Origin of the sequence: Actinomadura hibisca NBRC 15177, from assembly GCF_001552635.1 — a bacterium.
Taxonomy (GTDB): Bacteria; Actinomycetota; Actinomycetes; order Streptosporangiales; family Streptosporangiaceae; genus Spirillospora; species Spirillospora hibisca.
The window spans coordinates 19,111-39,948 of the sequence record NZ_BCRO01000052.1; the positions used below are offsets into that span (position 1 = coordinate 19,111).

Genomic DNA, 20,838 nt, shown 5'->3' on the forward strand with positions numbered 1-20,838 from the left:
TCATCTTTTTCCGGGGCGACCGTGAACCCGATCGGCCCCCGGCGGAGATACACCGCTGTCATGTCCCCGACAGGAAGGCCGGGCCGGATGCGATGGTGGCCGCGGTGACCGCATTCCTCGCCAACGCGCGGGTGGCCGGTGCGCCCTCGGTGTACGGCGACGCCGAGCTGATCAGCAGGTCGCACGCCGATCCCGAGGCGTTCGCCGAGCTGTTCGACCGCTACGCGCCGATGTTGTACCGCTACGTCTCCCGCCGCCTCGGCCCCGAGGTGGCCGAGGACCTGGTGGGGGAGACGTTCCTGGTCGCGTTCGGCAAGCGCGGCAAGTACGACCTGGCGCACCCCGACGCCCGGCCCTGGTTGTTCGGCATCGTCACCAAGCTCGTCGCGCGCCACCACCGCTCGGAGGCCGCGCGCTACCGGGCGTTGCGGCGCAGTCCCGTGGACGGGGCCGTGGAGTCCCCGGCCGACGCCGTGGCCGCCATGGTCACCGCCTCCGCCGTCCGGCCGCTGCTGGCCGAGGCGCTGGCGGCCCTGCCGCGCCGCGACCGGGACGTCCTGCTGCTGGTGGCCTGGGGGGATCTCAGCTACGAGGAGGTCGGGCAGGCGCTCGGCATCCCCGTCGGCACCGTCCGGTCCCGGCTCCACCGGGCCCGCCGCAAGGTGCGGGCGGCGCTCGGCGACACCAACCCGCTGTCCGGCGACCCGCGCGAGGAGGCGTAGCCATGGACGACCTCAAGGCGATCCGCGATCTGGGCGACGACCTGGGGCACGAGCCGCCCGCTTCGCTGGTCCGGCAGCGGCAGCGGCTGGTCGACGCGGCCGGGGGACGCGCGCCGCGCCGCCGCCCGTCCGGGTGGCTCCTGATCGGCGTGGTCACGGCCGTCACGGCGGCGCTCATCCTGGTCCCGACCGTCCTGCTGCGCGGTGGGGGCGAGCCCGGCGGCAAGAAGGACCTCAACGCCGCGACCGCCCCCGCCAAGCCGATCAACGTGCTGATCATCGGTTCGGACGCGCGGGGCGGCGCCGTCCGCGAGGCCCGCTCCGACACCCTCGTGCTGGCCCACCTGCCCGCCGACCGCAAGCGGCCCCGGCTGCTCAGCCTGCCCCGCGACCTCATGGTGGACCTGCCCGCCTGCGGCAGGTTTCCCGCACGCCGGGGTCAGCTCAATCTGGCGTTCACGCTCGGTGGCGCGGCCTGCACCGAGGCGGCGGTCGAGAAGTTGTCCGGCGTGCGCGTGGACCGCACGGTGACGATCGGGTTCGCCGGGTTCAAGACGATGGTGAACGCGCTCGGCTCGGTCCAGATCTCCGTGCCCAGGTCCGTGAACGACCCCAAAGCCGGGCTGAGGCTGGCCGCCGGACGGCACCGCGTCAACGGTTCGGTCGCGCTCGCGTACGTGCGCGCCCGGCACGGCCTTGGCGACGGCTCCGACCTCGACCGCGTCAAGCGCCAGCAGCGTTTCATGGCGTCGCTCGCGCGCGAGGCCAAGGCCATGCGGCTGAAGAGCCCGGTCCGGTTCGCGGCGTTCCTCAAGGCGACCGCCGGGGCGGTCGAGATCAGGCCGTCGATGGACTTCACCACGGTGAAGCGTCTCGCCGAGACCGCCGAGACCGACACCGCCGTCTACGGCACCGTCCCGGTGCGCCCGGACCGCCGCGACTTCAACCGGCTGGAGCTCGCGCCGTCCGCGCCCTCGGTGTTCGCGCAGTTCAAGTAGGCGCGCTGCTGTGCCCAGGGATGATCAGAGGTGCCCTGGGCACAGCAGGGGCATGCTGAGACCAGCGGAAGACAGGGGACTGCCGGAAGGGCTGGGGCCGCACGGGCGGGGCTCGTACTGGATCGAGTCCACGCCCCCGACCTCGCACCCCCGCCTGGACGAGGACGTGGTGGTGGACGTCGCCGTCGTCGGCGGCGGTATCGCGGGGCTGAGCGCGGCGTGGGAGCTGACCCGCGCGGGCCGGACCGTGGCGGTCCTGGAGGCGCGCCGGATCGTGTCGGGGGCGACCGGGCACACCACCGGGCGGCTGTCGTCGCTGCACCCCTACCTGTACCGGCCCCTGCACAAGGCGCAGGGCGCGGACGCGGCCCGGCTGTACGCGCGGTCGCAGCAGGACGCCGTCGAGCACGTGATCCGGACGGCCGAGCGCCTCGGCATCGACTGCGAGGTGGAGCGCCGCCCGTCGCACGTGTTCGTGCAGGACCCCGACGAGGTCGCCGAGCTGCGCGACGAGGGAGAGGCGGTGCGCGAGGCGGGGCTGCCCGCCGAGTTCGTCACCGGGACCGGCCTGCCGTTCGAGGTGGCGGGCGCGTTGCGGCTGGACGGCCAGGTGCAGTTCCACCCGCGCCGCTACCTGATCGGGCTGGCCGACGCGATCGTCGCCGCCGGGGGCCGCGTCTACGAGGAGACGCGCGCCGTCCGCCTGGACGAGGGCGACCACTGCACTGTGACCACCGACGGCGGCCATCGCGTGCGCGCGCGAGACGTCGTGCTGGCGACGCTGCACCCGGTGTTCGGCGGGGAACGGCCCGCCTCACGGCTGGCGACGCTGCGCGAACTCGTCATCACGACCGTCATCCCAGAGGGCCGGGACCTGGACGGCATGTACATCACCCGCGAGTCCAACACGCGCTCGGTGCGGACCGCGCCCTACGGCGACGGCCGCCGCCTGCTGCTCATCACCGGCGAGTCCTTCTCCCCAGGTGAGGGAAAGGCCACCGAACGGTACGCGAACCTGGCCCGCTGGGCATACGAGCACTTCGGCGTCACCACGTTCGAGCACGGCTGGTCGGCGCAGGACACCAAGACCGGCGACCAGCTCCCGTTCATCGGCCCCTGGCACGACGGTTCGGGCCACGTGTACGCCGCCACGGGCTTCGCGCGCTCGGGCATGAGCCACGGCGTGATGGCGGGCAAGCTGCTGGCGGCGCTGCTGACCGGCCACCGCCCCGCCTGGGCCGACCTGTACGACCCGCGCCGCGCGGACGCGCCCGTCATGGAGACCGGCCATGCCGAGACCCGCCAGCGGACCGCCGACCGCGCCGTCGCCGACATCGCGCCCGGCTCCGGCGACGTCCTGCGGATCGACGGCCGCCCCCGCGCCGTCTACCGCGACGAGGACGGCGCCCTGCACGCCCTGTCGGCGATCTGCTCCTACTCGGGCTGCCTGGTGGTGTTCAACGAGGTGGACCGCGCCTGGGAGAGTCCCTGCCACGGCTCGCGGTTCGACCTGGACGGCATGGTGCTCGACGGCCCCGCGACCGAACCGCTCGAACCGGTCGAGATCGAGGAATGACCCCCACTCCGCCGGGTAGGGGCGAACCACTCCGAACCCGACGGAAAGGAGCGCGCGATGGCAAGCAAGGTCAGGGACATCATGACCGGCTCGCTCGCGACCGTTTCACCGCAGGACGACATCGTCACGGTGGCGCGGAAGATGCGCGACGAGGACGTCGGTGCCGTGCTGGTGATCGAGGGCGGAACCCTCCGCGGCCTGGTCACCGACCGCGACCTGGTGGTGCGCGGCCTGGCCGACGGCGGCGACCCGGCCGCCAAGCAGGTCGGGGGTTGCGCCAGCGAGGCGACCGCCAGCGTGGGCCCGGACGACTCGCTGGAGTCGGCCGTCAAGCTCATGCGCGAGCACGCCGTCCGGCGGCTGCCGGTGATCGACGACGGCCGCCCGGTGGGGATCATCTCGCTGGGCGACCTGGCCATCGAGAAGGACGAGGAGTCCGCGATCGCCGACATCAGCGCCGCCAAGCCGAACCTCTGAGGAGGGTGGTGGTGGGCCCGGGACCTTCGCTGCGGAGGTCCCGGGCCTTCGGCGTTCACAGGGCGTCCAGCAGGCGGCCCAGCTCCTCTTCGGTGTTGTAGTAGTGCACCGACGCGCGGACGGCGGCGGTGGGGGCGGTCGTGTCGTAGCCGTGGTCGCGGGGCTGGGTGACGCTGACGTTGATCTGGCGTTCGCGGAGGGCGAGCTTGAGTTCGGTGGCGTCCCGGCCTTCGACGGTGAAGGTCACGATGCCCGAGCGGCGCTCGCCCCGGTCCAGGACGGTGACGCCCGGACGTTCGGCGAGGGCCGTCCGCAGCGTCGTCGCGAGGCCGGTGATCCGCTCCTCGATGGCGGGCAGGCCCAGGTCGTGGGCGTAGTCGGCGGCGACGCCGAGGCCGATCTGCCCGGCGACGAAGCGTTCCCACGTCTCGAAGCGGCGCGCGTCCGGACGCAGCTCGTAGCGGTCGGGGGCGTGCCAGGTCGCGGCCTGGAGATCGACGAACGGCGGCTCCAGCGACTCCACGACCTCCCGCCGCGCGTACAGGAAGCCGGTGCCGCGCGGGCCGCGCAGGAACTTGCGGCCGGTCGCCGACAGCAGGTCGCAGCCGATACGGGTCACGTCCACGTCGAGCTGCCCGACCGACTGGCAGGCGTCCAGCAGGAACAGCGCCCCCGCCTTCCGGCACAGCCGTCCCACCTCCTCGGCGGGGTTGACCAGGCCGTTCTGCGTGGGCACGTGGTTGATCGAGACCAGCCGGACATCGCCTGAGGCCAGCTCGTCGGCCAGCGCGGCCACGTCGATCTGCCCGTGCTCGTCGTCGGGGACGACCTGCACGCGCGCGCCCGTGCGTTGGGCGACCTGCTGGTAGGCGAGGGCGTTGCTGGAGTACTCGCTGGTCGTGGTGAGAATACGGTCGCCCTTGGCGAGGGGGACGGAGTAGAAGGCCATGTCCCAGGCGCGGGTGGCGTTCTCGACGTAGGCGATCTCTTCGGGACGCGCCCCGACCAGCCGGGCGACGGCGGTGTAGAAGTTCTCGGCGGCCTCGCGCGCCTGCTCCTGGGCCTCGTAGCCGCCGGTCATCTCCTCCAGTTCCAGGTGGCCGAGCACGGCGTCCATGACCGGCTGGGGCGGCAGGGAAGCCCCGGCGTTGTTGAGGTGCGCCGTCTCGGCGCATCCCGGCGTCAGGTCCCGCACCCGCTCGATGTCGATGCCCACGGCGTCCTCTCGTCGAAGATCGGATCTCCATTCAAACGGAACTGTCAGACCCACGGGAGACACTGCCCATGGAGCCGGAGTTGACCTCAACATAACTTGAGGTCGCAGGATGGGCAGCGAGATCCCCGAGGGAAGGGCGGCAGGGCGATGAGCATGGAAGTGACCGCATGGATGTCGCTGCACCACATGATGAACGCGCAGAACGACCGCAAGCCGTTCTCGCGCGCGACGTTCCGCCGCATCTGGAGGTTCGCGCAGCCACATAGACGGGCCCTGACGGCGTTCCTGGGCATCAGCGTGGTGATGGCGGTCCTCGCGGTCGCCACGCCCGTGCTCGCCGGGCGCGTGGTCAACACGATCGTCGGCGGCGGCGCGACCGACACCGTCGTGCGGCTGGCGCTGGTCATCGCCGTGCTGGCGCTGGCCGAGGGCGGGCTCGGCCTGCTCAACCGGCTGCTGTCGGCGCGGATCGGCGAGGGCCTGATCCTCGACCTGCGGACGGCGGTGTTCGACCACGTGCAGCGCATGCCGGTGGCGTTCTTCACCCGCACCCGCACCGGCGCGCTGGTGAGCCGCCTGAACAACGACGTGATCGGCGCGCAGCGCGCGTTCAGCGACACGTTGTCCGGCGTGGTCAGCAACCTGGTGACGCTGCTGCTGACGTTCGCGGTGATGGTCAAGATCTCCTGGCAGATCACGTTGCTGGCGCTGGTGCTGCTGCCGGTGTTCGTGCTGCCCGCGCGGCGCATGGGCAGCCGCCTGGCCCGCCTGGAGCGCGAGGCGGCGGCGCACGACGCGGCGATGAGCACCCAGATGACCGAGCGCTTCTCGGCCCCCGGCGCGACGCTGGTCAAGCTGTTCGGCCGCCCCGACCGCGAGTCCGCCGAGTTCGCGGCCCGCGCCGGGCGCGTCCGCGACATCGGCGTCCGTACCGCGATGGTGCAGCACGTGTTCATCACGGCGCTGACCATGGTGTCGGCGCTGGCCCTGGCGCTGGTCTACGGCCTGGGCGGCTTCTTCTCGCTCAAGGGCAGCCTGGACGCTGGCGCGGTGGTCGCCCTGGCCCTGCTGCTGACCCGCCTGTACGCGCCGCTGACGGCCCTGGCCAGCTCCCGCGTCGAGGTGATGAGCGCGCTGGTGAGCTTCGAGCGCGTCTTCGAGGTGCTCGACCTGAAGCCGCTGGTGGCCGAGAAGCCGGAGACCAGGAAGGTGCCCGACGGCCCGGTCTCGGTCGAGTTCGACGGGGTGACCTTCGCCTACCCCAGCGCCGACAAGGTGTCCCTCGCCTCCCTGGAAGAGGTCGCCACCCTCGACACCCGGGGCGGCGTGAACGTGCTGCACGAGATGTCGTTCCGCGCCGAGCCCGGCCAGATGATCGCGCTGGTGGGCAGCTCGGGCGCGGGCAAGTCGACGATCGCCCAACTGCTGCCGCGCCTGTACGACACCGACGCCGGAAGCGTGCGCCTGGGCGGCGTCGACGTGCGCGACCTGTCGTTCCAGGAGATCCGCGACACCCTCGGCATGGTGACGCAGGACGGCCACCTGTTCCACGAGTCGATCCGCGAGAACCTGCTGCTGGCCCGCCCGGAGGCGGACGAAGCCGACCTGTGGGACGTCCTGGACCGAGCGCGCCTGTCGGCGCTGATCCGGAGCCTGCCCGACGGTCTGGACACCATCGTCGGCGAGCGCGGCTACCGCCTGTCCGGCGGCGAGCGCCAACGCCTGACGATCGCCCGCCTGCTGCTGGCCCACCCGCGCGTGGTGATCCTGGACGAGGCGACCGCGCACCTGGACTCGACCTCCGAGGCGGCGGTGCAGGAGGCGCTGACGGAGGCCCTGGACGGCCGCACGGCCGTGGTGATCGCCCACCGCCTCTCCACGATCCGCGCCGCCGACCAGATCCTGGTGGTGGAGGCGGGCCGCATCGTGGAACGGGGCACGCACGAGGAACTGTTGGCGCAGAACGGCCGCTACACGGAGCTGTACCGAACCCAGTTCGCCGACCAGTCCCCGCCCACCCTGCCGCAGGCGGAGGAAGAGGTCGCGATGGCCTGACCCACTCCTCTGGTGAGGGCCGCCCCGAAGGGAGCGGCCCTCGCGCCGTTCCGGGACAGGGTGATCGCTTGGTGGGCTGCGTCCGCCCTCACATGCGGCCATCGACGGTCCACCCGTAGTGACGCATGGCGCGGGCCGTCAGGTCCAGCGAACCGGGCGGGGCCAACGGGGGAAGAAGTCCCCGCCCGGTTGTCTGCATGGGGTCTGGAGCCACCCCCTCCCCGGCTCCAGACCCCGCGTCCCCGGCGTTGTCGCACCAGGGACGAGTCTCATGGGGTGGGGTCGATCCCCGACGTCCGCGCCCGGTGCAGCATTTCTTCGAGGTCGGTGTGCGTGGCGTCCAGGTCGGCGGCCTGACGGGCGGCGATCCGCGCCCTGATCGCATGCTCTTGGACGGCTGACAGGTGCTCGTCGGCGATCTCCTCGACGTCCATCCGCACCAGGCGCAACACCGAGTCGATCGTGTCCTGGAACATCCCGTGCAGCCGCATGGCGGCCTCCCATGCCCTGGCCACCTCGGTCAGCGCCACGCTCAGCGCACGGTCGGCGGGACACCGCCCCATCGCCTCCAAGCGCTGGGAGGTGTGCTCCTCGACGTGGACCGCCATCAACCCGATGCGCGCGTACTTGACGCCGATCTCACACAGCCGGTCCTGGACCAGGCTGGAGACCAGGACGCCCATGGACGCAGGCCGGGCACGGAAGCCCATCGGACCATCTCCCGCGCCGCCAGGTCCGGACGCCTGATGCGTTGGAGCGCCGTCCGCCGGTGTCTCGCTCACGTGCCGACCTCCCTCTCCATGTCGGTGCGGACCTTGTTCGCCGCCGCGTTCAGCTCGTTGGCTGGGGCGATCGGCCGGCCGGTGCGGTGGTAGACGAACCACCACGCCCCGCACTCGCGCCGGTAGGCGCACCTGACGGTGACCGCGCGCAGCGCCCTGCCGTGCCGGTCCACCGGGATCACGTTCAGCACCGGCTCTTGGTCGATGACGCCGAAACCGGTCGTGTAGCCGACCACCGGCCCGAACCGCTGCGCCAGATGGGTCAGGTAACTGACCCGCTCACGTTGCGGCACCACCGTCGCCGTGGCGACCTTGCTGGCGGGCTCGACATCGGGCGGCGAGGACGCGGGACGCCGCCCCTCGAACCGGACCGCGTGCCGGGCGGTGTGCCGGGCCGCCCGCTGCCCTGGCATCACGCCTCCGGGTTGATGACGCGCCGGATGGCGGCCACGGCCTCGTTGAAGTCGGTGGGCAGCTCCTCGCCCCAGCTCCACAGCGCGCGCACCCGGTCGCCGTCGCGCACGGTGGTGATCTCCTCCGAGAACCGCGCTCCCGCCTGCGAGGCGGCCCGCAGGAACGGCGATCCGCTACGCGTCTGACGGATCGTGCACTGTTCCCCCAGCGCCTCCAGCTTCGCCGCCATCTTGTCGAGCAACGCCTGCTCGGCGTGGAAGGGGGCATTGCCCTGGGAGACATCGGGCATAGCGGCGGGCGAATGCCGTTGCGGGGTACCGAAGGCCATGGTTCCGATCTCCGTTGTCCGGGGAATTGGCTGTCTGGCCTCCAACTTTCTGCGTCCGTGGTTACAGTCGCCATAGGAATATCTCCACAAGTAACCGGACGCCTACACAACGACGTGTGCAGGCGGCAGGAGGCCCCCCATGCCGGAGATCGACCCGTCAGAATCGGCCCGTGCATACCTCGCGTATCACCTCAAACGGCTCCGGGAAGAACGTGGCTGGTCCCAGCCCGCACTCGGGACCAAAATCCACGTCTCCGGCAGCCTGATCAGCGGCATCGAGACCATGCAGCGCCGCCCTACGCTGAAGAATCTCAAGGCCCTGGACCGGGTATTTGGCCTCGATCAGTTCTTTGCCCCGCTCTATCCCCGCATTCTGGAAGAGACTGGCCTGCCCGCCGGGTTCCCCGAGTACACCGACGCGGAAGCCGAAGCGGGCATGATTCGGCTGTATGAGAACTTCGTGATCCATGGCCTCCTGCAGACCCCTGAATACGCGCGGGCGGTTCTTGCCGCTGGCGAGCAGCCGAGCAAGCTGGAGAAGCTCATCAACACCCGCATCGAGCGACAGGAGTTGCTGGAACGGGAGGACCCACCTGCGGTCATTGTCCTGCTTGACGCTTCCGTGCTCCGTCGCCCGTTCGGTGGACGTGATGTGATGCGGGCGCAGCTCGAAAGGCTGTTGGAGCTGGCGGCGCTTCCCCACATCCACATTCACATCGTCCCTGAGACGGCTGAACTGTCCCCCGAAGGGGCCTTCGCCCTACTGTCCTCACCAGGTGAAGCAGATGTCAGCTACGCCGAGATGGCGGGCGGCTGGGGCCAGTTGGTAGACGACGCTGAATACGTCGCCAAGCTTGGCATACTGTTTGAGTTGATCAGGTCCAAGGCGCTGACCGCCGAAGACTCGATCGCCGCCATCCGCAAAGCGTTGGAGGAATTGTGAACACGACTGAACCCACCTTCACCCACTGGCGCAAGAGCAGTCGTAGCGGCGGCAGCTCCGGCCAGTGCGTAGAGGTCGCGCAGGCTTCCGCGCTGGTCGGTATCCGCGACAGCAAGAACCCGCACGCCGGGCACCTGGCTGTGAACCGTTCAGTGTTCGCTGAGCTGGTGTCGCGCGTGAAGGCGGGCGGCCTGGACCTGTAGTCGATCCTCACGCGACCCCGGCGGGACATCCCGCCGGGGTCGTTGCACGTTCGGCCCGGCCGGTCAGTGTGACAGGCACGTCCAGCTTCCGCCGACGCTGTTGTAGGACTGGAGGACGGCGCTCGGGTAGACGGGGAACTTGTAGGGTCGCACCATGCGCACTGGTCACCCGCTCCGGGAGCCGAGGGCACCCAAGATTCCCAAGGCTCTCGCACCGGCTACGGACGCCGATGCCGAGCTGATTCACGACGGGAAGTATCTCTCGGTTGCCTACGGCCCGGTGACGCTCGCCGGGGCCGACGTGGAAGACCCCGAGTTCGAGCGGTGCCGGTTCGAGCAGACGCGTTGGGCAGGGGTCACCCTGCACCGGGCTGGGTTCGCCGACGTCGCGTTCACCGGGTGCGACATGGCCAATGCCCGTCTGTTCAACTCCCGGATGTTCGGCGCGACCGTCACCAACTGCCGGATGACCGGCCTCCACCTGTCGGAGGGCGGTCTCCGCGACGTGGTGTTCGACGGATGCCGCGCCGACCTGGCCAGCTTCCGGTTCGCCCATCTGCGCGACGTGGTGTTCCGGGACTGCAACCTGTCCGAGGCCGACTTTCAGAACGCCGAGCTGCACAATGTCCGGTTCGAGCGGTGCAAGCTGGTCGCCACCCAGTTCAGCTTCGTCACGATGAACACCGTGCGGTTCTCCGGCTGCGACCTCAACGGAGTGCGGGGCGTCACCAGCTTCGAGGGCGCGATCGTCGCCAGCGCCGACGCCATGGCGCTGTTGGATGCCTTGGCGTCGGCGCTGGGGATCAGGATCGAGGATTAGGCCGCAGAATTCAGCTCGGTGAACGCGTGCTTCACCGAGCCGAAGTCCAACGACCGGGCGAAATCCAACAGCTCACGTACGACCATCACCCCGTAGGGGGTGAAGAACTCCTCCTTGGCGGCCAGGCCGGTCGCGCACTCCAGCAGCGACTTGGCGAACGCGTCCACCAGAGCCGTCTCACCGCGCGCGTGCTGCATGTACATCAGCGGGACCGCGACCACCGCGGAGTGCAGGGCCTTGTCCAACGGGCGGGGCACCCCGGCCTTGACCGCCGACACCACGTAGCACTCGGGCGTGTCCAGCGCGGACGCGGGCCGCCGGTACAGCCGGTAGACCATGTCCATCACGAACAGCGCCAGATGGGTCGCCTCGTGCACGGCCGTCTCAGCGTAGTCGTCCAGCGTCCAGTCCGGGCCGGGGCTCATGCACACCAGCCCCGGCAAGTGGGACGCCGAGCCGCCGCCGATGCTCTGAGCGTTGAGCACCACCACATCGGTCACCAGCAGATCCACGATCCGCGCCAGCTCGGGGTGGTTGTCGTGCAGGTAGTCCAGCGAGGAGTAGACGTACTCCGACCGCCGATTGCGCTCGGACTCCTCGGTGGACTCGACGCCGACGAAGATGTTGTCGAAGATGTGCCGCTCGGTGAGCAGCCTGGCCCACTGCCCGTCCTCGAAGCTCACCGAGACTTCGCCCGCAGGCGGGGCCGGGAACGGCCGTACAGTGGTGATCGCGTTGCGGTAGCCGGAGCGGATCGTGGCCGGCGTCGGGGGAGGACCCCCCAGCGCCTGCACCAGGCGTCCGGTCGCCGCGTAGACGTGTGGGACATTGACGAAACGCATCAGAGGCCCTCCCCTTCTCTTCAGCGGATCAGGTCCAGCCGCCCATCATCGAGGTGTTGTCATCGGTGCGGAACGCCGCCAGGTTCTCGGCGGTCTGCGCCTTGTCGGCGTCGCTGTCGGAGACGACCGAGGCCAGCGCCGCAGTGATCGTGTCGTCAAGCTGCATGTCGTTCTGCCTTTCTCGTCCGGCACCGCCGGACGGGTCGCCGAGCCTTCAGGTCTCGGCGCGGATGTGACCGGTTGAAGCCTGTGGCGACCACCTCCTTTCACCCTTGGTCGACTTGGCCGGGGTGCCGGACGGGGCCGACGGGAGCGGCGATCGTTTGGGCGGTCTGCGGGATGTCGTCGGCTTCCAGCGCCTGGAAGGGTCGTCGCCGGAACGCGGGCTCTCCGGTTTCAGCACGCGCGGCCAGCCCCACCCCGCCGGGGCCGGAACGGCGTTGCCTCCGGTGTCCAGAGGCCCAAGGTCGGGGTACCGGTGACGCGGGGGGCGTCGATAGCTGCCACGGTGATCTCCACGGGCGGTGAGAGCGGCGTTGGACTTTGTGTCACCGACACTGACCCCGGCGAGACTTGAGGGTCCATGAAGTTGCCGTCAGTTGCCATCCCCCAGTTTCGGCAACTGACGGCAACCCGCCTACCGTGATCGTTCCGGACCGGTGCAACCTGATGACATGCCCACGTCGCCGTCATCGTCAGCGCAAGCCGCCCGCAGGCGTCTCTCTGATCAACTTCGGGAGATCCGTCAGGATGCCGGACTGACCGGGGCGCAACTCGCGGAACAGGCTGGATGGTCGGGCGGGAAGATCAAAGTCAGCCGGATCGAGAATGCCGCAAGGGCGATTTCCGCTGCCGACCTGCGCATCTGGTGTCGCGTGTGTGCGGTGCCGCAGGAGCGGGCCGAGGAGTTGCTCGCCGAGCTTCGGGCCGCCGAGGGTATGTGGACCACCTATCGGCGACTGCATCGGGCTGGGCTGCGAGTCGCGCAGGAATCGGTGCGGGAGAGGTACCAGCGACTTCGGCTGCTGCGGGGATACCAGACCAGAGGAGTGCCGGGGCTGCTCCAGACTGCCGATTACACACGGGCCGCGTTGATGACGGTCAGAGAAGAAGAGAACCTGCGGCCCGATGACGCGGACCTGAACGCGGCAGTCGCCGAGCGCATGAACCGCCAGATGGTGCTACGGCGTGGCATGCGGCCGAGGACCTTCTTGTTCGTCGTGGAGGAAGACACCTTGTGGTATCGGCCCTACCCACGACAGGTCCATATCGATCAGCTCCGTTACCTGCGGCAAGTGGCTACCGGCCGCTTGGCCTCGGTGGTGTTCGGAGTGATTCCGCGAACTGTGGGCCGGCACGGGGTGCGCCCACGGGAGTCGTTCATCATCACCGATGATGCTCTGGTGTCGGTCGAGATGGTGTCGGGATACCTGCGCATCTCCACGCCCGACGAGGTCGCGATGTACGTACAGGCGTGGGAGCGGCTGAACGGTCTGACGGTCGTCGGTGACGAGGCGGCCGCGTTGGTTGATAGAGCCCTTGACGACTTGGGCGGTGGCGGGTGAGGGTCGGTCACGGCATCCTCGGCGGCAAGGAGGCAACCCTATGGACTTCATCGGCTCCGACAACGGTTCCCCCGAGGAGGACTGCCCAGCCGTGTGGCGCGACCCGATCACCGGCGACTTCCACTTCCGAGGCCGACTCACCGACCCGGCGCTCGCTTCGCGGTTCGGGATGGACGTCTCCACCAGTACCGATGAGATCGATGTATGGCTGCCCGCCCGCATGGCGGGGGTGATCCGGGAAGCGCTGGACGGGTACGACGCGGGCCGCCGAGGGCCGGGTACTCCGTCGTTTGAGTTTCTGCTGGAGCACACCCAGCGTTCGGCGGTGCACCTTGAGATGCGCGACTGGTACGACGAACAGCCGGAGTTCTTGGAGTGGAAGCGGACCGGGAACGCCGACTACGGCTGGTCGCGCTGGAAGAAGTTGCTCGCCCCACACGTCGAACGCGGTGTGAAGTTCCGGCGGTTGCGGATCGTCGCCGAGCCTCTGTCGGACTACATCCGCTGGGAGCACGCGATCAGCTACGGCAACGTCGATGCCGGAGAGGAACTGCGCTGGCTTCCCCGGTCCCGCGCCTTTGATCTGGTTCTACCCGGCGCGGATCTGTGGATGTTCGACCAGCGGCGCGTCCGGTTCGGCATCCAAAAGGGCGATGGGGCCCGTGGAACCTATGAGTTCAGCAGCGACCCGCGTGTGGTCCGTCAGATCGTCGCCTCGTATGAGATGGCTTGGGAACGGGCGATCCCGCACGCGGAGTTCGGCGCCTCCTGACATACCCGTTCTGCCGGCCGAAGGTGTTCGTGCGGAGGCCGCAGATCCCGACCGGCCCGGACCGCTCCCCACGGCTCCGGGGGCGGCCCGCCGCACGCCACTGCCTCCACGGGCGACGGCCCGGCCACGTACTCGCTGACGATCACGGGTTGACCTCAATGATGGTTGAGGTTGCATACTGGTACGACGTTGATCGAACAAGGAGTGAACCCATGCGTGCGGTGTGGTTGAAGGAGTTCGGCGGTCCCGAGGTGCTCGTGCCCGGGGACGCGCCCGATCCGGCTCCCGAGCCGGGGCAGGTGCTGATCGATGTGGCCTACGCCAACATCACTTTCGTGGAGACCCAGTTCCGCTCGGGCGGCCCGTCGCCCTACTCCGCCGAGCCGCCGGTCATCCCCGGCAACGGCGTCGGCGGAGTTGTCGCGGCGGTCGGCGCAGGGGTCGATTCCGGGTTGGTCGGTCGCCGGGTCGTCACTTCGTTGCGCGGTTCCGGCGGTTACGCCGAGCGCGTTGTGATCGACGCCGCCGCCCCCTTCCCCGTCCCCGACGGCCTGGACTTGGCCGACGCCGTCGCCCTGCTGGCCGACGGCCGCACCGCCATCATGATGCTCAAGGCCACCGCGCCCCGGCCCGGCGAACGGGTCCTGGTCGAGGCCGCCGCCGGGGGAGTGGGCTCGCTGCTCGTCCAGCTCGCCAAGGCCGCCGGTGCCACGGTCGTCGCGGCGGCCGGAGGGGACCGCAAGCTGAAGGTCGCTCGCGACCTCGGCGCTGACGAGATCGTCGACTACACCCAGCCCAACTGGACCGACGGCGTCGAGCCCGTGGACGTCGTCCTCGACGGAGTCGGCGGCGACATCGCCCGCGCCGCCTTCGGCCTCCTCCGCAAGGGCGGGCGCATGCTCAGTTACGGGCTGGCCAGCGGCGAGTGGGCCGGGGTGCCCGAGGAGGACGCCGCCGAGCGCGGCGTCACCCTCGTCCAGGCGAACGCCACCCCCGAGCTGATGCGCGAGTACGTCCGTGACGCCCTCGACGCCGCCGCGGCGGGACGGCTCCGCCCGCTCATCGGCCAGCGTTTCCCCCTAGAGCGCGCCGCCGACGCGCACGCCGCCATCGAGTCGCGCGCCAGCGTCGGCAAGACCCTGCTGGAGGTGCGCTGATGCTCAAGATCGGAATGCACCTGCCCTCGTTCGGCGTGGACGAGACCGCCGGGGTGCGCGAGCACGCCCGGCACGCCGACGACCTCGGCCTGGAATCGGTCTGGGTCGGCGACCACCTGATCCCGATCAAGCCGTTCCTGGACAGCACGCTGGTGCTGGCCACCGCCGCCGCCGTCACCGAGCGCGTCAAGGTCGGCTTCGGCGTGATGATCCCGGCGCTGCGCGGGCCCGTCTGGGCCGCCAAGCAGATCGCGAGCCTCCAGCACCTGTCCGGAGGCCGGGTGCTGCTCGGCGTCGGCTCCGGCGGCAGCCCGCACGGCGACGCCGCCTGGCGCGCCGCCGGAGTCCCCTACGCCGAGCGCGGGCCCCGCACCGACGCCGCCCTGGAGGTCCTGCCGGGCCTGGTCGAAGGCAAGCCCACCGAGGTCGGCGGCGAGGTCGTCACGCTGTCGCCGGGCGCGCCGATGCCGCCGGTGCTGGTCGGCGGCGGCCCGCTCCGCCGCACCGCCCGGTTCGCCGACGAGTGGTACCCGGCGTTCAGCACCGCCGACCAGGTCGCCGAAGGGGCCCGCCGCGTGGCCGAGCTCGCCGCCGAACTCGGGCGTCCCGCGCCGCGCGTCACCGTGGGCGTCAGCGTCGGCCTCGGCGAGCAGCCCGCCTCGGTGATCGACGCCCAGGTCCGGTCGCTGGCCGAATACGGCATGCCCGAGGACGCCGCCCGCGCCGCGCTCATCACCGGCCCGCCCGCCGCTGCCGCCGAGCGGTTCGCCGCGCTCGCCGACGCCGGTGTGCACCGCGTCATCGCGATGCCGTTCACCCCCGACCGCCTCCGCCAGAGCGAGTTGCTGGCCGAGACCGGCCGCCTGCTCGGCTCCTGAACGACCCGCCGCCCGGCGCACATCCCGCGCCGGGCGGCGAACGTGACCAATCGCTGTCAGATACCGCCCGCTTCCCTGGCCACCGCTCCCCGGCGGCCCCTAGCGTCGTCCTCCAGGAGACCGCACCGGAGGACCCATGGCCGTCATCAGCGACCTGATCACCTACCCCGTGAAGGGTTGCGCCGGGACGTCCCTGGAGAGCGCGCTCCTCACCCCCGCCGGGCTCGCCCACGACCGCGCCTACATGGTCGTCGGCCCGGACGGGACGTTCCGCAGCCAGCGCCGCGACCCGCTGCTCGCGACCGTCCGCCCCACCGCGTCCGCCAGCGCGCTCACCCTCGCCGCGCCCGGCATGGAGGACCTGCGCGTCGAGACGGACACGACCGGCCCCCGCCGCGACGTGATCCTCTTCGGCACCCCCTACCAGGGCATCGACCAGGGCGACCCCGCCGCCGCCTGGTTGACGGACGTCCTCCGCACGCCCAGCCGACTGGTGCGCGTGCCGTCCGAACACCACCGCGTCACCGACGGCCTCACGCCCGGCACCGCCGCGTACGCCGACGGCGGCGCGCTGCACATCCTGTCCCGCGCCACCCTCGCCGAACTCAACCGGCGCCTGGACGAGCCGCTGCCCATGGCCCGGTTCCGCCCCAACATCGTCATCGACGGCTGGGACGAGCCCCACCGAGAAGACCTCGCCCGCCACCTCGCGATCGGCGACACCGAACTCGCCTACGCCAAGCTCGCGCTGCGCTGCGCCGTCACCCTCGTCGATCAGGAGCAGGGCACCAAGGCGGGCCGCGAACCGCTGCGCACCCTGGCCACCTACCGCCGCGCGTCCGGCGGCGGCGTCGCGTTCGGCGTCAAGTTCTCCGTGCTGCGTACAGGAAAGTTGTCGGTGGGGGACGCGGTGGACGTCCGCGCCTGGGCCGACCCGAACGGGCTCACTTGCTGATCCGCCGCGACAACGCCCGCAGGAAGATCTGCGAGATCTGCTGCGGCGTCTCGGCGACGTAGACGCTGCCCGGCGTCACCTTGGCGATCTCCTTCAGCTCGCGGGTGTCCACCTTCTCCCCGATGCCGATCATGACGACCTGCACCGGCCGGCTCGGGTCGCCGATGCGCTTGAGCTTCGCCAGCGTCGCGGCCAGCGACGGGCCGCCCGGGTCGTCGTTGCCCTTGCCGTCGGTCAGCAGCAGCACCGTGTTGCCGAACTCGGGCTTGTAGGTGCGGGTCATGTGCTCGTAGGCGGCCGTCAGCGTCTCGAACAGCCCGGTGTTCCCGTGCTTCTTGGGCCGCGTCGAGCCCAGCGCCGACAGGATGAGCTGCCGCCGCGTCGCCGACCCGATGCGCTCGCCGAGCGGCCCGACCGGCACCATCTCGCGCCAGTCGCGGCGGCCGTCCAGCTCCGTCGAGAAGATCCACTGGCCGAGTTCGGTGTCGTCGGCCATCAGGCTCATCCCGGCCTGCGCGGTCCGCGCCGTCGCCTGCAACCGGGTGGTGCCCGGCGCGATCGGGTCGCCCATCGTGCCCGACACGTCCAGCAGGGACAACATCCGGATGCCCAGCGACAGCCGGAACCACGCCTGCGCCACGCGCCGCACGTCGGCGTCCTTGGGCGCGGTCATGGCCTGCGGCCGATCCTCCGTCAGCCCCGCGTCCCGGAACGCCGCCGGGGCCCGGCCGTCCGGCGAGCGCAGCCCGAGACCGCGCACGTCCTCCTGTGTCGCCTCCGATTTGAGCGACTGCTCAAAAGCGCGCGCCGCCGCCCGCAGGTCCGTGTCGGTCGCCGGGACGGTGAACGGATAGTCCAGCGACAACGTGCCGCCGCTCGGGTACACCACCGCGGCGGGCTCGGCGGGCTTGGACCTGTTGAACCGCCACACGGCCCGCTCGGTCGTCACCACGACGGGCGGACGCCCGCTCGCGCTGAACCGCTCGAACGGCGCGTCGGCCGTCGCCACCGAACTCTCCCGCGCGGCCCGCGCCACGCCGGTGAACAACGAGTCCCGGTCCCGTTCCCCGGCCAGCGTCGCGTCGGCGGCCAGCAGCACGCCCACCCCGGCCGAGTCGCGCGCGGGATCGGGCACCACCAGCCGGGCGGGCCGGTCCTTGGGGTCGGTCGCCGCCACCTTCAGCAGGCCGCCCCAGGAGGTGTCGGGCAGCCGCACCTTCGCCGACCGGGGGAGCGCCAGCACCACCGGACTCTGCGCCAGCGACGTGCCGGTGACCTCGAACGGCGCGACCTTGCGGCCCGCCTCGGGATCGGGCGTCGCCCGCGCGGCCCACCAGGAGGAGTCGGGGATCCACACGTCCGGCCGCCGGTTCCCGCCCGACGGCAGGCTCTCCCCGGACAGCAGCGACGCGACGGCGGCGGGCGCGACGGCGCGGACCTTCGCGTGCACGCACCGGCCGTCCACCTGGTGCCCGGTGAAGCGTCCGGCGGCCTTCTCGACGGCGGGCGCGATGTCGGGCGCGGCGGCCACGTCGAGCACGAGGCCGTCGCCCGAACAACTCTCACCGGCCGCCGCGAACGCGTAGACGCCGCCGCCGAGGAGCAGCGCGAGCGCGGCTGCTCCGGCCAGGGGCCCGAGCAGCGCCATCGCGCTGCGCTGCCGCTTGGCCTTGCGCCGCCTGCCGCCGTAGGAACCCGAGCCGCCGTACGACCCTGATCCGCCATAAGCCCCGGACTCGCCGGACGACCCCGAGCCGCCATAAGCCCCGGACCCGCCATACGAACCCGAGCCGCCGTAACCCCCGGACTCACCGGACGACCCCGCGTCCCCGTACGGCCCCGGCTCGCCCGGCGATCCCGGGGCACGACGCGCACCCGACCCGTCCTCACCCTGCGAGCGCCCCGGAACCGTCGGATAAGCCCCGCTCGCATCCGAAGCCCCCGGAAAACCCCCGAACCCCTCCGCGTGCTCCCCGGACCACCCCGTCTCCCGCAACGACGCCAGGTTCGGGGCGTCCGGCGCGCCGAACCAGTTCGACGACCCGTCGATCGCGGGCCCGAAGATGGGCGTGGACGGATCGTGCCCGCCCTCTTCCGGCGGTTCCCAAGGACGGTCGTTGGGCTGCTCTCCGCTCACGGCCACCACGCCTCAGAAGTTCGTTCACCGACGACGGGGACGCAGGTTATATCGGCCGATCAGCTCACTTCCAGTGGCCCTCTGACCAGCCCGGAACCCCCGAACAGCGCCCCGCCACCGCCAGCGGCGCGAAATTGTCAGCCGCCACCGGAAAACCACCGGGCCACCCCGCCGATTTACTCAGCGACCCCACTGGACAACACCCGTCCCACCCCGTGCACCCCGCCGAAAATCGGCGAAAGAAAAAGGGGACCGGCCCGCCACCCCGCGGACCGGCCCCCCAAACCAGGGCCCCGAACAACCCCCTACTTGACCGACCCCGCCGTCAGCCCGCCCACCAGATACCGCTCGATGAACACGAACATGATCACCACGGGCACGATCGCGATCAGCGACGTCGCGAACAGGAACTGCCAGTTCTCCTGGTACTGCGTGATGAACGACGGGATCGCCACCGTCAGCGGCCGCCGGTCCGGCGAGGCCGTCACCGTCAGCGCCACGATGTACTCGTTCCACGCCGAGATGAAGGTGTACACCACCGCCGTCACCACGCCCGGCGCCGAGATCGGCAGCGTCACCCGGGTCAGCGCGCCGAGCCGGCCCGCCCCGTCCAGGAACGCCGCCTCCTCCAGCTCGCGCGGGATCGACGAGAAGTACCCGTGCAGGATCCACACGCAGAACGGCAGGTTGAACGCCGCGTTCACCAGGATCAGCGCCAGCAGCGTGTCGGTGAGGTCGAGCGCCACCATCTCCCGGTAGATGCCGATCACCAGCGCGGTCGGCGCGAACATCTGCGTCACCAGCACCAGCAGCAGGAACGCCCCGCGCCCCCGGAACCGGTTGCGCGCGCTGTAGTACGCGGCGGGCAGCGCGCACGCCAGCGTGACCAGCGTCGCCGCGCCCGCCACCACCAGCGACACCCGCAGGTACTCCCACACCGGCGCGGCCGACCACACGTCCACGAAGTTCGACCACTGCCAGTGGTCGGGCAGGTAGTCGCCGGGCGACTTGGTCAGCTCCGGCGCCGGCTTCAGCGCCGTCAGCAACATCTGGAGGTAGGGGAACAGGAACACCAGCGCGACCAGCCAGCCGACGCCGGTCAGCAGCACCGTCCGCACGGGGCTGCGGCGCCCCACGGGCGAGGCGGTCATCCGATCTCCTCCCGCCAGCGCGTGGCGCGCAGGTACAGCAGCACCATCACCAGGATCAGCACGAAGTTGACGACCGCCATCGCGCCGGACTCGCCGATGCTCTGGTCGTAGAAGGCCAGCTTGTACATGAACGTGGTGGTGGTGTCGGTGGCGTGCCCCGGGCCACCGCCGGTCATCGCCCAGATGATGGGGAACGAGTTGAACACGTTGATGACGTTGATGATGGCGGCGATCAGCACGGCGGGCCGCAGCAGCGGCAGCGTGATGGTGAAGTAGGTGCGCAGCGTGCCCGCGCCGTCCACCCGCGCCGCCTCGTAGACGTCACCGGGGATCGCCTGGAGCCCGGCCAGGATCACGAACGAGGTGAACGGCAGCGACACGAACACCGCGACCCACATCATCCAGAGCATCGCCGAGTCACCGGCCAGCCAGTTGACCGGCTTGTCCAGCACCCCGAGGTCCAGCAGGATCCGGTTGACGACGCCGGAGTAGTTGTCCAGCATCCACTTCCAGATCAGCGCCGTCATCAGCACCGACGCCGCCCACGGGACGATCACCATCCAGCGCACCACGCGGCGGCCGGGGAAGCGGGCGTTCAGCAGCTGGCCGAGCGCCAGCGACAACACCATCGTGACGACCACGACGCCGCCCACCCACAGCAGCGTGCGCAACACGACCGGGATCAGGTCGTCCTGCTCGAACAGGTCGGAGTAGTTGCCGAGGCCGCGCCAGCCGAGCGTCACGCCGGACGAGCTGATCTTCTGCACCGAGGTGCGGACCATCTCCGCCACCGGCCACAACACCACCACCGCGATCAGCACGATCGACGGGCCGAGCCACACCAGCG

General features: G+C 70.8%; 22 protein-coding genes. 13 read left to right on the top strand and 9 right to left on the bottom strand.

Features of this window, described 5'->3' with window-relative positions:
* Positions 1 to 92 precede the first annotated feature (92 nt).
* The 4 genes from AH6_RS24755 to AH6_RS24770 are packed head-to-tail and all read left to right on the top strand — an operon-like array spanning position 93 to position 3,773.
* Positions 93 to 722 (top strand): RNA polymerase sigma factor, encoded by a 630-nt coding sequence (locus tag AH6_RS24755; protein WP_067483977.1) that lies wholly within the window; start codon positions 93 to 95, stop codon positions 720 to 722.
* Positions 723 to 724: 2 nt separating this feature from the next.
* Positions 725 to 1,720 carry an LCP family protein gene (locus AH6_RS24760; protein ID WP_067483979.1) on the top strand — a complete coding sequence of 332 codons (996 nt, stop codon included), beginning with the start codon at positions 725 to 727 and terminating at the stop codon, positions 1,718 to 1,720.
* Between the two features lie 52 nt (positions 1,721 to 1,772).
* The gene (locus tag AH6_RS24765) at positions 1,773 to 3,296 is read left to right on the top strand and encodes an FAD-dependent oxidoreductase (RefSeq protein ID WP_157431687.1); all 1,524 of its coding nucleotides are present in this window, start codon (positions 1,773 to 1,775) and stop codon (positions 3,294 to 3,296) included.
* A 57-nt stretch (positions 3,297 to 3,353) separates the two neighbouring features.
* The gene (locus tag AH6_RS24770) at positions 3,354 to 3,773 is read left to right on the top strand and encodes a CBS domain-containing protein (protein WP_067483981.1); all 420 of its coding nucleotides are present in this window, start codon (positions 3,354 to 3,356) and stop codon (positions 3,771 to 3,773) included.
* A 55-nt stretch (positions 3,774 to 3,828) separates the two neighbouring features.
* On the opposite strand, the gene AH6_RS24775 is transcribed toward AH6_RS24770, so the two are convergent.
* Positions 3,829 to 4,989: an aminotransferase class V-fold PLP-dependent enzyme gene (locus AH6_RS24775; RefSeq protein ID WP_067483983.1), complete on the bottom strand. Its 1,161-nt coding sequence runs from the start codon at positions 4,987 to 4,989 to the stop codon at positions 3,829 to 3,831.
* Positions 4,990 to 5,136: 147 nt separating this feature from the next.
* Between AH6_RS24775 and AH6_RS24780 the strand changes: the two genes are divergently transcribed.
* On the top strand, positions 5,137 to 7,044 hold the full coding sequence (locus AH6_RS24780; protein ID WP_067483985.1) for an ABC transporter ATP-binding protein: 1,908 nt from the start codon (positions 5,137 to 5,139) through the stop codon (positions 7,042 to 7,044).
* Between the two features lie 269 nt (positions 7,045 to 7,313).
* Here AH6_RS24780 and AH6_RS24785 read toward each other — a convergent pair whose 3' ends face one another.
* From AH6_RS24785 to AH6_RS24795, 3 genes are all read right to left on the bottom strand, one after another.
* The gene (locus AH6_RS24785; protein ID WP_067483986.1) at positions 7,314 to 7,754 is read right to left on the bottom strand and encodes a hypothetical protein; all 441 of its coding nucleotides are present in this window, start codon (positions 7,752 to 7,754) and stop codon (positions 7,314 to 7,316) included.
* Between the two features lie 68 nt (positions 7,755 to 7,822).
* A complete protein-coding gene (locus AH6_RS24790; protein ID WP_067483988.1) occupies positions 7,823 to 8,239 on the bottom strand; it encodes a hypothetical protein in 417 nt (138 codons plus the stop codon).
* Positions 8,239 to 8,568 carry a hypothetical protein gene (locus tag AH6_RS24795; protein ID WP_245679459.1) on the bottom strand — a complete coding sequence of 110 codons (330 nt, stop codon included), beginning with the start codon at positions 8,566 to 8,568 and terminating at the stop codon, positions 8,239 to 8,241. The genes AH6_RS24790 and AH6_RS24795 overlap by 1 nt, the downstream gene beginning before the upstream one ends.
* 139 nt (positions 8,569 to 8,707) lie before the next feature.
* Here AH6_RS24795 and AH6_RS24800 point away from each other — a divergent pair, with 139 nt between their 5' ends.
* The 3 genes from AH6_RS24800 to AH6_RS24810 all read left to right on the top strand — a co-directional run bounded on the left by AH6_RS24800 (position 8,708) and on the right by AH6_RS24810 (position 10,534).
* A complete protein-coding gene (locus AH6_RS24800) occupies positions 8,708 to 9,511 on the top strand; it encodes a helix-turn-helix domain-containing protein (protein ID WP_067483992.1) in 804 nt (267 codons plus the stop codon).
* Positions 9,508 to 9,714, top strand: a complete 207-nt coding sequence (locus tag AH6_RS24805) for a DUF397 domain-containing protein (protein ID WP_067483994.1) — start codon at positions 9,508 to 9,510, stop codon at positions 9,712 to 9,714. The genes AH6_RS24800 and AH6_RS24805 overlap by 4 nt, the downstream gene beginning before the upstream one ends.
* A gap of 154 nt (positions 9,715 to 9,868) precedes the next feature.
* Positions 9,869 to 10,534, top strand: a complete 666-nt coding sequence (locus AH6_RS24810; RefSeq protein WP_067484002.1) for a pentapeptide repeat-containing protein — start codon at positions 9,869 to 9,871, stop codon at positions 10,532 to 10,534.
* On the opposite strand, the gene AH6_RS24815 is transcribed toward AH6_RS24810, so the two are convergent.
* Both AH6_RS24815 and AH6_RS44025 read right to left on the bottom strand, forming a co-directional pair.
* Positions 10,531 to 11,376, bottom strand: coding sequence for an aKG-HExxH-type peptide beta-hydroxylase (locus AH6_RS24815; protein WP_067484004.1), 846 nt, complete (start codon positions 11,374 to 11,376; stop codon positions 10,531 to 10,533). The two genes, AH6_RS24810 and AH6_RS24815, sit on opposite strands and share 4 nt — an antisense overlap.
* A gap of 28 nt (positions 11,377 to 11,404) precedes the next feature.
* Positions 11,405 to 11,542: a hypothetical protein gene (locus AH6_RS44025; RefSeq protein WP_157431688.1), complete on the bottom strand. Its 138-nt coding sequence runs from the start codon at positions 11,540 to 11,542 to the stop codon at positions 11,405 to 11,407.
* Between the two features lie 508 nt (positions 11,543 to 12,050).
* Here AH6_RS44025 and AH6_RS24820 point away from each other — a divergent pair.
* The 5 genes from AH6_RS24820 to AH6_RS24840 all read left to right on the top strand — a co-directional run bounded on the left by AH6_RS24820 (position 12,051) and on the right by AH6_RS24840 (position 16,703).
* Positions 12,051 to 12,941 (top strand): Scr1 family TA system antitoxin-like transcriptional regulator, encoded by an 891-nt coding sequence (locus AH6_RS24820; RefSeq protein WP_067484006.1) that lies wholly within the window; start codon positions 12,051 to 12,053, stop codon positions 12,939 to 12,941.
* Positions 12,942 to 12,981: 40 nt separating this feature from the next.
* The gene (locus AH6_RS45405) at positions 12,982 to 13,713 is read left to right on the top strand and encodes a DUF6879 family protein (protein WP_218005921.1); all 732 of its coding nucleotides are present in this window, start codon (positions 12,982 to 12,984) and stop codon (positions 13,711 to 13,713) included.
* A 212-nt stretch (positions 13,714 to 13,925) separates the two neighbouring features.
* On the top strand, positions 13,926 to 14,870 hold the full coding sequence (locus AH6_RS24830) for a zinc-binding dehydrogenase (protein WP_067484008.1): 945 nt from the start codon (positions 13,926 to 13,928) through the stop codon (positions 14,868 to 14,870).
* Positions 14,870 to 15,748 carry an LLM class flavin-dependent oxidoreductase gene (locus AH6_RS24835; RefSeq protein WP_083983416.1) on the top strand — a complete coding sequence of 293 codons (879 nt, stop codon included), beginning with the start codon at positions 14,870 to 14,872 and terminating at the stop codon, positions 15,746 to 15,748. The genes AH6_RS24830 and AH6_RS24835 overlap by 1 nt, the downstream gene beginning before the upstream one ends.
* 136 nt (positions 15,749 to 15,884) lie before the next feature.
* Positions 15,885 to 16,703, top strand: a complete 819-nt coding sequence (locus tag AH6_RS24840; RefSeq protein ID WP_067484010.1) for an MOSC domain-containing protein — start codon at positions 15,885 to 15,887, stop codon at positions 16,701 to 16,703.
* Here the strand turns inward: AH6_RS24840 and AH6_RS24845 are convergent.
* The 3 genes from AH6_RS24845 to AH6_RS24855 all read right to left on the bottom strand — a co-directional run bounded on the left by AH6_RS24845 (position 16,693) and on the right by AH6_RS24855 (position 20,836).
* Positions 16,693 to 18,840, bottom strand: a complete 2,148-nt coding sequence (locus AH6_RS24845; protein WP_067484022.1) for a substrate-binding domain-containing protein — start codon at positions 18,838 to 18,840, stop codon at positions 16,693 to 16,695. The two genes, AH6_RS24840 and AH6_RS24845, sit on opposite strands and share 11 nt — an antisense overlap.
* Before the next feature lie 305 nt (positions 18,841 to 19,145).
* Positions 19,146 to 19,991: a carbohydrate ABC transporter permease gene (locus AH6_RS24850; protein WP_067484012.1), complete on the bottom strand. Its 846-nt coding sequence runs from the start codon at positions 19,989 to 19,991 to the stop codon at positions 19,146 to 19,148.
* On the bottom strand, positions 19,988 to 20,836 hold the full coding sequence (locus AH6_RS24855) for a carbohydrate ABC transporter permease (RefSeq protein ID WP_245679460.1): 849 nt from the start codon (positions 20,834 to 20,836) through the stop codon (positions 19,988 to 19,990). The genes AH6_RS24850 and AH6_RS24855 overlap by 4 nt, the downstream gene beginning before the upstream one ends.
* Between the last annotated feature and the right edge of the window lie 2 nt (positions 20,837 to 20,838).